This is a genomic window from Paenibacillus dendritiformis, assembly GCF_945605565.1.
In the GTDB taxonomy this organism is placed as follows: domain Bacteria; phylum Bacillota; class Bacilli; order Paenibacillales; family Paenibacillaceae; genus Paenibacillus_B; species Paenibacillus_B dendritiformis_A.
Genome location: NZ_OX216966.1, coordinates 390,889 through 403,687, shown reverse-complemented (window position 1 = coordinate 403,687; position 12,799 = coordinate 390,889). Strand labels below are relative to the sequence as shown.

At 55.2% G+C, this 12,799-nt stretch carries 9 protein-coding genes; 7 read left to right on the top strand and 2 right to left on the bottom strand.

Translation table 11 applies throughout. The annotated features are described in order from the left end of the window. Positions 1 to 2: 2 nt before the first annotated feature. Complete coding sequence (locus tag NNL35_RS01650; protein WP_238535313.1) at positions 3 to 1,187, bottom strand: extracellular solute-binding protein; 1,185 nt, start codon at positions 1,185 to 1,187, stop codon at positions 3 to 5. Positions 1,188 to 1,934: 747 nt separating this feature from the next. Here NNL35_RS01650 and NNL35_RS01645 point away from each other — a divergent pair. Next, positions 1,935 to 3,302, top strand: a complete 1,368-nt coding sequence (locus NNL35_RS01645; RefSeq protein WP_254552863.1) for a helix-turn-helix transcriptional regulator — start codon at positions 1,935 to 1,937, stop codon at positions 3,300 to 3,302. A gap of 110 nt (positions 3,303 to 3,412) precedes the next feature. Here the strand turns inward: NNL35_RS01645 and NNL35_RS01640 are convergent, their stop codons facing one another. Next, a complete protein-coding gene (locus NNL35_RS01640; protein WP_006676213.1) occupies positions 3,413 to 4,348 on the bottom strand; it encodes a DMT family transporter in 936 nt (311 codons plus the stop codon). 101 nt (positions 4,349 to 4,449) lie between these two features. Here NNL35_RS01640 and NNL35_RS01635 point away from each other — a divergent pair, with 101 nt between their 5' ends. From NNL35_RS01635 to NNL35_RS01610, 6 genes are all read left to right on the top strand, one after another. Then, a complete protein-coding gene (locus NNL35_RS01635; protein WP_006676214.1) occupies positions 4,450 to 5,802 on the top strand; it encodes an aminotransferase-like domain-containing protein in 1,353 nt (450 codons plus the stop codon). Between the two features lie 362 nt (positions 5,803 to 6,164). Further along, on the top strand, positions 6,165 to 6,983 hold the full coding sequence (locus NNL35_RS01630; RefSeq protein ID WP_006676215.1) for an MIP/aquaporin family protein: 819 nt from the start codon (positions 6,165 to 6,167) through the stop codon (positions 6,981 to 6,983). 54 nt (positions 6,984 to 7,037) lie between these two features. Continuing rightward, a complete protein-coding gene (glpK, locus tag NNL35_RS01625) occupies positions 7,038 to 8,528 on the top strand; it encodes a glycerol kinase GlpK (RefSeq protein WP_006676217.1) in 1,491 nt (496 codons plus the stop codon). Positions 8,529 to 8,702: 174 nt separating this feature from the next. Further along, positions 8,703 to 10,385 carry a glycerol-3-phosphate dehydrogenase/oxidase gene (locus NNL35_RS01620; protein ID WP_006676218.1) on the top strand — a complete coding sequence of 561 codons (1,683 nt, stop codon included), beginning with the start codon at positions 8,703 to 8,705 and terminating at the stop codon, positions 10,383 to 10,385. Between the two features lie 1,090 nt (positions 10,386 to 11,475). Then, the gene (locus tag NNL35_RS01615) at positions 11,476 to 12,210 is read left to right on the top strand and encodes an MBL fold metallo-hydrolase (RefSeq protein ID WP_006676219.1); all 735 of its coding nucleotides are present in this window, start codon (positions 11,476 to 11,478) and stop codon (positions 12,208 to 12,210) included. Next, entirely contained in the window at positions 12,191 to 12,766 is a 576-nt protein-coding gene (locus NNL35_RS01610) for a TetR/AcrR family transcriptional regulator (protein ID WP_040730748.1), read from the top strand. The genes NNL35_RS01615 and NNL35_RS01610 overlap by 20 nt, the downstream gene beginning before the upstream one ends. Positions 12,767 to 12,799: the final 33 nt, after the last annotated feature.

Below are 12,799 nucleotides of genomic sequence, written 5' to 3'. Positions count from 1 at the left end.
CCTTATTTTCCCTTCTTGGCCCATGCTTGATCTAGTTCAGACTGTAATTTCGTGTGAAGTCCGGCCAACATGGAATCAAGGCTCTGTGTGCCATTCAAGGCGGATTTGAATGCCGCATCCCCTTCTTTAAGATACACTTGCCAGATATCCGGTTGGTTCGGATCATATATCGTTTTGATCGGAGCCAGCTGGTAGAGGCCGCTAAGGTCGACTTTATTGTTCCACTTCTTGCAGCATTCGTTCGTCGGTACTCCGGACATAAATTCGCCATCCTTTAGGTACCCTTTGGCAAACTCCTCACTGTTGACGAACTCAATGAACTTCCAAGCCGCATCCGCATGCTTCGACTCGGTGCTAATGCCGAACATATGATTGGCTCCAGCTGCCGAACTTATCGGACGAGCGGGATTAACGGGCTCGGATACAACGCCCCACTCGAACTTGATGTTTTGCAGCTTAATCGAGCGAAGAAAGAAAGAATCATCTACCGTCATTGCCGCGTTGCCTGCTAGAAAGGCCTCTTTTTTTGTCGTGATTGCATTTTTTTTGGCAGCCTTGAGCACCATCTCGAAGATCGGTTTCCATTCTTTGGTGTTGATCGTAATGTTCTTGCCGCCCTTGCTGACATCCCGATATGTCAGATTATAGGAGCGTGAGATTGTATCGGCCAAAGAGAATAAATTATGGTCATAATCAAACCCTTCAACCTTATCCGAGCCCGCTTTGTTCTTGAATTCCGCGGCTAGATCCATCACTTCCGCCCAGCTCATTTTGTTTTTCGGGTACTTGATCTTGTATTTATCGAATAGGGTTTTGTTATAAAACAGGCCTTTGGTCATAAATGTCGGCGAGAGCGTGTAGAGTTTGCCTTTTACTTTCATGGAATCCACGATATTTTGATTCATATTGGCCAGCTTGATGGATTTGGATTGGGCAATATAGGGCTCTAAATCGACCAGTCTGCCCTCAGCCACATATTTCTCCAAGCTATCCTGATCGGGCAGCAGCAGATCCGGCTTTTCCTTATCCTCCAGCTTACGCAGTTCATCCCCCCGAAGCACGACTCTCTTTTTCTCGTTTAGTGTCGGGATGACCTTGATTTCAATATTCGGGTACTTGGCCGTAAATGCATCCCCGAACCTATCGTTAAAATCTTCTTGGGAGTAGTCCAACACCTTCAAGGTCACTTTCTCGCTGGCCGCGTCCGCATGGACAGGGAGCATGAGCATAAGAACGCTGCAAATTAGCGTCCATGTCAACAGCTTTCTTTTCAATTCCATTTCCTCCTTCTTATTGTATAAAAGCAAGCAACCACGTTAAGGTAGCATACACATTGTCCTGCCCGGTAGGGTCAAAATGTCCCGAAGTTGAAAGTTCGAAAAAATCGTGCCTTCCAGAGCTTTCTTTTTCCGTATTTTCATGGTACATATGAATTTAGAAATCTATTCAAACACGACATTCTATCTATTCTATTGGGGTTGTTTTGAATGAATTTGAAAAACAAACGCTTTTCCAAGCTGGATGGGTTGGTAATCCTGGCACGCATCTTATTTTTTGTTTGGACTCTTCATTATTTTAAAAACGAGCATTTGGGATCTTTTCTTACCATTGATGCTGTCCTATTCATTATGCTATATCTTCAAGTTCCTATTATCTTGTTAGCATTTCGCAATCGGGCGTATATCATTGCCGATGTATTGATTGCCGGCGGTTTTTCGATCTATACCGCGCTAGAATTCGGTTTTAACTATATGTTTTTTCCGGCCGCGTTCACGATGGGGTATTTTCATCGGAATACGAAGAACTGGGTTGTGCCTATGGTTGCCATTGCGACTCCCCCTTTGGCAGCATGCTTTTCACCGAATTCGTCTTGGGGAGAATCGGTGTTCAACACTTTGTTTTTAGCGGCATGTTTCTACTTCATTGGTTTCGGCTTGCGTAAGCTCGGAGATGTCATACGCACGGCCAAACGTAAACTTGCCGTCATTGAGGAGCAATACGAGATTATTGAAAAGCACCCGTTCCAGGCGGAACGGACGCGGCGCTTGGAGGAGCGCTGCCAGGCGGCACGCGAGACCACGAAGACGGTCTGTCATCTGCTTACGTTCGCAGAGACTGAACTGGATGCGCTTCGCCAGCATGTCGCTTCAGAAGATGGCCTGAAGCGCTTAGAATCGCTGAGAGCATCTATAGTGGAAGAGCAGAATCAGCTTCAGGATCAGTTGCGGCGTCTGGAGCAGCCGGGACACGAACTGCCGTTAGAGGCGTTTATTGAAGCGGTCGCAGACGATTGGAGCAGGCAAGAAGGCGTTCCCGTATCCTTCCGGAAGCTTGGCAGCGCCTATCCGGTCGATCAGGACACGCAGCAGTTATTGTACCGCTGTGCATGGGAGGCGTTGGCCAATGCCTGTTGGCACGGCCAAGCAGATTCTGTCCACATGTCCATGCAATATGCCCCCACGCACATTACGCTGCAGATAGAGGATAATGGAAAACGGCCCGATTGGCTGCCATTCGGCTCGGATATGTCTCCTGTGAAAGAACGTCTGAACATGTTGGGAGGCGATATGCATCTTTATACCGGTGTGGACGGAGAAACGGTGATGACCGTAACGGTACCGAGCGAAGCGGCAGCCCCCGTCGAACGGATTGAGATTGTAGCATTGGGAGATCCCCCTGCATGGCGCGAGCAGGTCGCAAGTCTTTTGAACGAAGAACGGGATTTCCGGGCCGTCACGGCGGAGCATGAAGATGAAGCGGCAGAAGTCGTGGAGAAGACGCAACCCGATATCCTCTTGCTGTCCGTAAATTTGGATGGAACAAACAGGAGGGATTGGATAGGACGCCTCAGGGAAAAAGGGAAGGGAAAAAACACCCGCGTTATCGTTATCGTTAAGGAAGGGGAGGAACGTGTTAAGGCGGTGCAGGCGCTTCGCGGCACGGTTGACGGATATGCATCGCAACAGGCGGGCGCGAAGGAATTAGCGGCTACCATCCGATTCGTGCATTGCGGCGGCAAGATGATTACGGAAGGAGGACATGAACCGGCAGGCCGGCAAAGCGGAAGTGGACTCGCCCCATCCGTTCGCGTATCAGGCGAGAATCCGTTCTCGTTGACAAGCCGGGAGATGGATATTATGAAGGGATTAATGCAGGGACTTCGTTATAAAGCCATTGCGTCCCGGCTGCATCTGTCGGAACGCACGGTGCGGAATTACATGCCGTCTATTTATGCGAAGCTGAATGTAAGCAACCGTGATGAGGCGGTGGAGAAGGCGAGGAAGGAATCGTTAATATCCTGAAGGCAGGCCTATGCGGATATGCATAGGCCCTGCTCAATTTACAATGCCTGAACCGATTTTCGAAACCGATTTCCAGGATGGCTCTTTTGGCCATTGATGCCAACTATTTGTCATAATGCCGACCGGGAAGCATGCTCCTTCGCCCTGCGGGCCGCGGGCAGGTTCGTGACGATGACGCCCCCGAGGATGGCGATGCCGCCGAGCACATGATAGTATTCCAGACTTTCATGCAGGAACAGCACGCCGGCGACGATCGTAATCAGGGTGGCGACATGGCTGAACACGCTCATTTTGGCCGCCTCGAGGACGGACAAGGCATAGTTCGACATGAAAGACGTAACCAAGGAAGAGAGAATGCCCAGATAAAGGACCGACAGCAAATACCGCGGTTCTGCCATCGGAGCCAACCATGATGACAAGGTGCCCTCGGCAAGATGAGAGCCGATGGACAGTCCGTTGAACGCGATGAAGCCGAAGCCAGTCATGACGTAGGTCAGCAGCGGCAGCGAATACGCCTTGGTCAAGGAGCGCGCGAATATATTGTACAGCGCGGCGCACAGGGTGGATAGCAGAATCAGTGTGATTCCGATCAGACTGAAGCTGGCTCCGCTCATTCCTCCCATGAGCAGCATGAAAATGACGCCGGCGGATGAGACGATCAGGGCGATTTTTTGCATGGCGTTGGAGCGCTCGCGCAGCAGGAAGGACGCCAGGAATACGGTCATGATGGGCACAGTCGCCTGGATCATGCCGGCTTCGGATGAGGTGGTATAGACGAGGCCGAAGGTCTGAAAGACAAAGAACCCGGTCGGATAGAGCAGTGCCAGCGGCATGATTTTGAGCAGGTCGGACCAACGTATCGAAATGGACGGCCGCTTCACGGCGAGAATCAGCGTTGCGGCGGCAAAGGCGATCGTAAACCGGTGAGCCAATACGTCAAGCGGATCGGCGCTCTCCAGCGCTATCGTGACAAATAGGAACGAAAAGCCGATAATACAAGCATAGATAAGCGCGGCTGCGTAAGCTTTGATCAAGTGTTGCTTCATACTTGTTTCCCTCCTGTCTTGTGCCTTTATTGTACGGAGCGGGAGAAGAGGCAACAATAGCCGTATTCGCGTACTGTACCGATACAGATAGGAGTGGGACCGTGACCAAATATGAAGCCATCATGCGGGACATCAAGCGGCGAATCGAGGAACGTTCCTTGCGGCCGGGGGAGAAGCTGCCGTCGATTCGCGCCTTGGCCAAGACCTTCCAGTGCAGCAACAGCACGGTGATTCATGCGCTGCAGGAGCTGGAGACGGAGCATGTCATCTACTCCATTCCGCGCAGCGGTCATTATGTCGTGGACAAGGCGCAGCCGCGAACGGCCGAGGGTGTGGAAGGCTTTGACTTTGCCACCTCCGCGCCCAATGTGCGGCAGTTTCCGTATGTTCATTTTCAGCATTGCATCAATCAGGCGATCAATCTGTATCAGGATGAATTGTTCGTATACGGGACGCCGAACGGGCTGCCCTCCCTCATTCGGGCGGTGCGAGCCCAGCTGGAGTCGTATCAGGTCTTTGCGAGCGAGCGCAATATCGCCATTACGTCCGGAGTTCAACAGGCGCTGGCCTTGCTCACTGCGATGCCTTTGCCGAACGGGAAGACGAAGGTCGTCGTCGAGCAGCCCGGATATCATCTGTTCCTGGCGCTTCTGAAGCTCCGCCGGACGCAGGCGATCGGGGTGGAGCGGACGGCCCGCGGAATCGATCTTGCCCGTCTGGAAGCGTTGTTCCAACGCGACGATGTCCGCTATTTTTACACGATGCCCCGCTTCCACAATCCGTTGGGGACCTCACTGAGCAATGCCGACAAGCAGCGGATTGTCGAGCTGGCCGACCGGTACGACGTCTATATTATCGAGGACGATTATTTGGCCGATTTCGAGCAGGATGCGGGTCAGATGCCGATGTACTATTACGATACGAATCAGCGGGTCATCTACTTGAAAAGCTACTCCAAAATCATGTTCCCCGGCCTTCGCGTCGGCGTCGCCGTGCTGCCGGATGCGCTTGTCGGCTCCTTCCAGCAGCACAAGCTGACGACCGATATCGACAGCTCGATGATCTCCCAGGCCGCTCTGGAGCTGTATATTACGAGCGGCATGTTCCGGCGGCATCGCGACGAGGTGAGGGAATCGTATATCAGCAAATCGAGACGGCTATACGCTTCCTTAAGCAAGCATGTCGAGCCGTTCCTGAAGCCGGGGACGTTCGTGCATCCCGCGTCCGTCTGCATGAAGGCGCATATCGTGCTGCCGAACCGGATCGATATGGGGGCGCTGCTGCGCAACCTTCGGCAGCGGCATGTGTTTGTGGGGGACATGAAGGAGCATTATCTGGAGAGCTACTACCCCGAGAAAATCATGAAATTGAATGTTTCCAAAGTGGCGGAGGAACGGATCGAATCGGGCGTGGCTCTGATTGCCGACGAATTGAGTAGGGTGCTGCGAGGATGATTTAGTACAGTGAAGCAAGCCTTCGCAGATGAATTTCCCGGTATTCGAATTAACCGGTCCAAGCCCGCTCCGAAATATAGACTGACGGACGATGGCGTGAATTCCGCGTTCGCCTTTTCTTGATCGGCGGTGCCGTTCCGAAAAAAATAGGCTCAGGAAATGATAAAAATCATTTGACACCGTTTCCAAAATAGAATAAACTGTGAACTAAGTTAATGATGTTGCGGAGACATGGAGATCTACTTGCAGACGCGCTGATCGCTCTCGAATTGGAGAGTTGTCGCGCGGATGGATAGGTAGGTCTTTTTTGCGTTCCCGTCGAATAATGCTTTTCATGGACTAGAAATGAAGGGGGACTTGGGATGTCGGCATTTTGGGGGGAACTGATTGGGACGATGATTTTGATTGCGCTTGGAGGAGGTGTATGTGCGGGCGTAGCCTTGAAACGGTCCTATGCGGCCAATTCGGGCTGGATCGTGATCGCGATGGGCTGGGGGCTGGCCGTCGCGATGGCGGCCTATGCGGTCGGTCCGATTAGCGGGGCGCATCTGAATCCGGCGCTTACGGTAGGGATGGCGCTGATCGGCAAATTCCCTTGGGCGGATGTGCCCGCCTATATCGCGGCACAGCTTCTCGGTGCCATGGCGGGAGCGGCCCTCGTGTATTTGCATTATTTGCCGCATTGGAAGCTGACGGAGGACGCGGCCGCCAAGCTGGGCGTCTTCGCGACAGGGCCGGCGGCGCCGCATCTTTTCGGAAATCTGATCAGCGAGATTATCGGGACGTTTATTCTCGTTCTCGTCATTTTGGCGATTGGCGCCAATGAGCTTACGGCCGGGCTCGGTCCGTTCATTGTCGGCTTTCTTATTGTGAGCATCGGCTTGTCGCTGGGCGGAACGACCGGGTACGCGATCAATCCCGCGCGCGACCTCGGCCCGAGAATTATGCATATGCTGCTTCCCATTCCAGGCAAAGGCGGTTCCAATTGGGCATATGCCTGGGTTCCTGTCGCAGGCCCGATGATTGGGGGCGCATTGGGCGGACTCTTCTACAAAACGGTGTTCCTCGGGCAAGCGGATACCCTCGTCTGGGTCGTATCCGGCATCGTTCTCGTCATCGTGATCATTGCATTGCTCACTTCCCGGCGAGACGGCAAAGTATCGGCCCAGGCGAGATTATAGGGGCTTATGCGCAGGTCATGGCGCAGTTCATTAGATGAATTGGAGGAATCGGTGATGGAGAAGTATATTTTATCGATTGATCAGGGGACGACCAGTTCCAGGGCGATTTTGTTCAACAGATCCGGCGAGATTATTCATATGGCCAAAAAAGAGTTTACGCAAATTTTCCCTGAACCGGGGTGGGTAGAGCATAATGCGCAGGAGATCTGGGGAACCGTGCTCGCTGTCATTGCGACTTGTCTTATTGAATCGGGCGTGAAGCCGAGTCAGATCGCCGGCATCGGCATTACGAATCAGCGCGAGACGGCCGTCGTCTGGGATAAGGAGTCAGGCCGCCCTATCTATCATGCGATTGTATGGCAATCGCGGCAGACGAAAGCGATCTGCGACGAGCTTCAGGCGGCGGGGCATAGTGAGCTGTTCCGATCGAAGACCGGGCTGCTGATCGATTCTTATTTTTCCGGCACGAAGGTGAAATGGATCCTTGATCATGTCCCGGGCGCCCGGGAGAGAGCGGAACGCGGGGAGCTGCTGTTCGGCACCATCGATACGTGGCTGATCTGGAAGCTGACCGACGGGGAAGCGCACGTGACGGATTACAGTAACGCGTCCCGCACGCTGATGTACAACATCCATGAGCTGAAATGGGACGACGAGCTGCTGGAAATTCTGGATATTCCGAAGCAGATGCTGCCTGAGGTGCGCTCCTCCTCCGAGATCTACGGCCAGACGGCCGACTATCATTTCTTCGGCGAGCGGGTTCCGATTGCCGGCATCGCCGGAGACCAGCAGGCCGCCCTGTTCGGGCAAGCTTGCTTCAAGCCCGGCATGGCCAAAAACACGTACGGAACCGGGTGCTTCATGCTTATGAATACGGGCGAGCAGGCCGTTCAATCCTCTCATGGACTGCTGACGACGATTGCGTGGGGGATTGACGGCAAGGTGGAATATGCTCTTGAGGGCAGCGTATTCGTGGCCGGTTCGGCGATACAGTGGCTGCGCGATGGCCTGCGCATGTTCAAAGACGCCGCCGACAGCGAGCAATATGCGAGCCGCGTCGGCTCGACCGATGGCGTATACGTCGTGCCGGCCTTCGTCGGGCTGGGAACGCCATATTGGGACAGCGAAGTGAAGGGCGCCGTCTTCGGCTTGACGCGCGGCACGTCGAAGGAGCATCTGATTCGGGCGACGCTGGAGTCTCTCGCTTATCAGACGCTGGATGTGCTTCAGGCGATGGAGGCGGACTCTTCGATAGAATTGACGACGCTGCGCGTGGACGGGGGCGCGGTGCAAAATAATTTCCTGATGCAGTTCCAGAGCGATATGCTGGGCGTGCCGGTGGAACGCCCGCAAGTCAGCGAGACGACCGCGTTGGGAGCCGCTTATCTCGCAGGGCTTGCGGTCGGCTACTGGGAGAGCCGGGAGGAGATCTACTCGCTCTGGAGCATCGAGCGCGATTTCCAACCGGCGCTGCCGCAGGAGCGGCGGGAAGCGCTGTACGCAGGCTGGAAGACGGCCATTGCGGCGACCAAAGCATTCAAATAAGCCGGGCGTATCGGATTTCTTGGTTTATATTTGCGCACAAGTTAATAAAATCATTCAGTTGGAGAACGGGGGGAACTGCAATCGCATGACAGTCTGAGGCTGTGGTGTTGTTGCAGTTTTTCTTTCGGAGAGACGACCTAATATTTGACGTTACTGCAACGAGGAGGTTCACCTATGACAACTGCAACATTCTCTTCTGCACATCGCGAGCGGATCGCGCATGCTATGGGCCAGACGCCGCTGGACGTCATTGTAATCGGCGGCGGCATTACCGGAGCGGGCATCGCGCTCGATGCGGAGACCCGCGGACTGACGACGGCCTTGTTCGAGATGCAGGATTTCGCGGCCGGAACGTCCAGCCGTTCGACGAAGCTGGTGCATGGCGGGCTCCGGTATTTGAAACAGTTCGATATAAGCACGGTAGCAGAGGTCGGCAAGGAACGGGCCATCGTCTATGAGAACGGCCCCCATGTGACGACTCCGGAATGGATGCTGCTGCCGATTCACCGCGGCGGGACCTTCGGCAAGTTCAGCACCGGCATTGGCTTGCGTGTCTACGACTTCCTCGCCGGGGTCAAGCATAGCGAGCGCCGGCGCATGCTGTCCGCGCAAGAGACGGTAGAGCGTGAACCGCTGCTGAAGCGGGAAGGCTTGCTGGGCGGCGGTTATTACGTAGAGTACCGGACGGATGACGCGCGCTTGACGATCGAAGTCATGAAGGAAGCCGTCCGCCACGGAGCGATGGCGCTGAATTATATGAAGGCCGAGTCCTTCCTCTATGAGAATGGGAAGCTATGCGGCGTGCGCGTCGTGGATCAGGCGGATGGCAAGGAGTATGAGTTCTATGCCAAGACGATCATTAATGCGGCGGGCCCATGGGTGGATGAGCTTCGCGAGCGGGATCACTCGAAGACGGGCAAGCATCTGCAATTGTCCAAAGGTGTGCATCTCGTCATCGACCAGGCGAAGTTCCCGCTCAAGCAAGCGATCTATTTCGATACGCCTGACGGGCGGATGGTCTTCGCGATTCCGCGTGACGGCAAAACGTATGTCGGCACGACCGACACGTTCTACAAGGGTGACCCCGCCCATCCCGTCATGACGAAGGAAGACCGCGATTATATTATGGACGCTATCGCGTTCATGTTCCCGTCGGTGCGGCTGACCGCCGACGATATCGAATCGAGCTGGGCCGGGGTCAGACCGCTCATCTATGAGGAAGGAAAGAGCGCATCCGAGATCTCGCGCCGGGATGAAATCTGGGAGTCGCCTTCCGGCCTGATCACGATCGCCGGCGGCAAGCTGACCGGATACCGCAAGATGGCGGAGACGGTCGTCGATCGCGTCATGCAGCGGCTGGCCAAGGAAGACGACCGCCCGTTCGTGCCGGTCAAGACGAAGCAGATGCCGATCGCCGGCGGCGATGTCGGCGGCTCCTCCGCCTTCCCGGGCTTCGTGGAGGCGAAGATGGAGGAGGGCATCCGCCGCGGTCTGGATGCCGCGTTGGCCAAGCGGTGGGCTCGCATGTACGGCTCGAATGCGGACCGCCTCTTCGCGCTGGCGGAGCGGTACCGCGACGAAGCCGCATCCGGCGGCCTCCCGCTTGAAGTCCTCATTCCGCTCGTATACGCGGTGGAGGAAGAGATGGCGCTCAAGCCGGCCGACTTCTTCATTCGAAGAACCGGCGCCCTTTTCTTCGACATCGAATGGGTCCGGCAATGGAAGCAGCCGGCCATCGAGTGGATGGCCGCTCACCTGGGCTGGACGCCGGAGCAAAAGGCGAGCGGCGCCGCAGAGCTGGACCGCTACCTGCATGAAGCGGTCGTCCCGCAAGTGGAAGCGGCAGTGGAACCATAAGGGGAACAAATGGGGACAGACAGGGGAACTCAGGGAAACCCGGGAAACTCAGTGAAACCCAGAGAAAAGTAGAGAAAGCAAGAGAAACCCAGAGAAACTCAGAGAAACCAAGGGAAACCAAGGGAAACCAAGGGGAACTCAGGATAACCTAGGGATACTAAGGGGATAGGGGGAAGTGGCGGACTTGTCCGGGGCGCGTGAGCTGCCCCGATTATCCCTTGTTGCATCGAGCGGCTCGGAAACGCCGCGGCAAAACTGCAAAAGTGCAGTATTTGCATGTCGGCGTCTATGTCTTGATCGGAATACTGCAAAAGTGCAGGAATTTCCACCTAATCGACTGAAAAGCAGACAAAGTAGGGCGAAAAGATGTAATTTTGCAGGAATTCTGTCGAATATATGATTATCTGGCGTAAAATGATGCGGCTATGCAGGATTTTCACTCAACTCCACAAACTGAACTAGCCGAAACAACTGAATTAACTGGACTAACTGAATTAACTAACTTAACTAACCGGACTAACTAACTTACCTAACTGGACCAACCGGACTTTCAGGCGGACCTGCTGCGCAACTGGGGTAGAGCAGAGCAACTTGCCACGTCGAACCCGACCGATCAGGATAGGTGCAGAGCAACTTGCCACGTCGAACCTGAGCAATCAGGATAGGTGCAGAGCAGGCTCGAAACGTCGAACCTGAACAACCGGGATAGAGCAGAGCAACTTGCCACGTCGAACCTGAGCAAGCAGGATAGGGCAGAGCAAGCTCGAAACGTCGAACCTGACCAGCCAAGATAGACAGAACAAGATCGCTACGACGAACATGACCCCCCGGAGAAGAGTGGACTAAGCTCGCCACGCCCCACAAATGGAAGCCATCCCGGAGCACAGCGCCAAAAAACACCCTGCGCGGGTGTTTTTTGTTGTCCGGCCTGTATGAATCCCGCTGTTTTAAGTCTGCAATGGCGCAGTGATGACTCTCCGGGAAAGGTATTTGCTCAAAATGTGGGAGGAGACAAAAATAAAGATTGCAAAAACTAATATAGTTAGTTATTATACTAATATAATTAGTTAAGCAATCGGAGGTGATTGCCATGCGCGTAACCCGCCATGAGCATGTCTATCAATTAACGTGGTTCCCGGGACTGTTCCCTGTAAATGTATATCTGGTCGAAGAAGAGAAGGAGCTCACCTTGATCGATGCCGGGCTGCCCCTTAGTCTGAAGGGCATCCTGAGAACGGCCGCCGAGTTGGGCAAGCCGATTACCCGCATCGTCTTGACGCATGCCCATGACGACCATGTCGGTTCGCTGGATGCTTTGAAGGACGCGCTGCCGGGCGCGGAGGTATCCATCTCGCAGCGGGATGCCAAGCTGCTGCGCGGCGACCGCTCGCTGGAGCCGGGAGAGGCTGCGATGCCGATTCGCGGCGGGGTGCCGGCCTCGGTCAAGACGGTGCCGGATCGGCTGCTGTGTGACGGCGATCGCATCGGCTCTTTGCTCGCTGTCGCCGCGCCGGGGCATACGCCGGGGCTGATGGCCTTCCTCGACACGCGCAGCCGGGCTCTTATCGCCGGAGATGCCTTCCAGACGCAGGGCGGCGTGGCCGTGTCCGGCAAGATGAAGCTGCGGTTCCCGTTCCCGGCGTTCGCCACCTGGAACTTGGGGGAATCGATCGCGAGCGCGCGCAAGCTGCGCGCGTTGGAGCCGACCTTGCTGGCGGTCGGCCATGGGCCGATGCTGCCGCATCCGGCGCCAGCGATCGACAAGGCGATTCAAGAAGTAGAACAAGTATGGAGGAATCAGCATCATGCCAAGGAAATCCATTGATCGTTCATTAATAGTGCACACCGCCGCAGAGATTGCGGATGCGGATGGGCTCAGCCAAGTGACGCTGGCCGCGATTGCGGAGCGGCTCGGCATTAAGTCGCCCTCGCTGTACAATCATGTTCAGGGGCTTCCGGGGCTGCGCACCGGGCTGGCTCATTACGGCCTGCTGCAACTGAGAGAGTCGCTGGCGCGCGCGGCGGTGGGGAAGTCGGGCGAGGCGGCCATCGATGCGATCGGCTTCGCTTACGTCAACTTCGTCCGCCAGCATCCGGGAGTATACGAAGCGACGATGTCGCCGCCGGATTTCAATGACCCGGATATTCAAGCCGCATCCGACTCGATATTGGAGCTGCTGCTCGCTGTGCTTGGCGAATATAAGTACGAGAAGGCCGACGCCTTCCATGTCGTGCGCGGTCTGCGCAGCCTGCTGCATGGCTTCGCTACGCTGGAGATGAAGCAGGGCTTCCGCATGGAGCTGGAGCGGGATGAGAGCCTGAAGCGGATGCTTCATACGTATGTGCGCGGATTGGAAGCAGCGGGCCAGGGAACGAAGTGAGCTGTTCGGTTCTGCTCGCTGAACACGAATCTG

Bases quoted from the DNA above. Each gene is read 5' to 3' on its own strand.
- NNL35_RS01610 (WP_040730748.1), top strand. From the start codon at position 12,191: ATGCCAAGGAAATCCATTGATCGTTCATTAATAGTGCACACCGCCGCA.
- NNL35_RS01630 (WP_006676215.1), top strand. From the start codon at position 6,165: ATGTCGGCATTTTGGGGGGAACTGATTGGGACGATGATTTTGATTGCG.
- NNL35_RS01640 (WP_006676213.1), bottom strand. From the start codon at position 4,348: ATGAAGCAACACTTGATCAAAGCTTACGCAGCCGCGCTTATCTATGCT.
- NNL35_RS01620 (WP_006676218.1), top strand. From the start codon at position 8,703: ATGACAACTGCAACATTCTCTTCTGCACATCGCGAGCGGATCGCGCAT.
- glpK (WP_006676217.1), top strand. From the start codon at position 7,038: ATGGAGAAGTATATTTTATCGATTGATCAGGGGACGACCAGTTCCAGG.
- NNL35_RS01615 (WP_006676219.1), top strand. From the start codon at position 11,476: ATGCGCGTAACCCGCCATGAGCATGTCTATCAATTAACGTGGTTCCCG.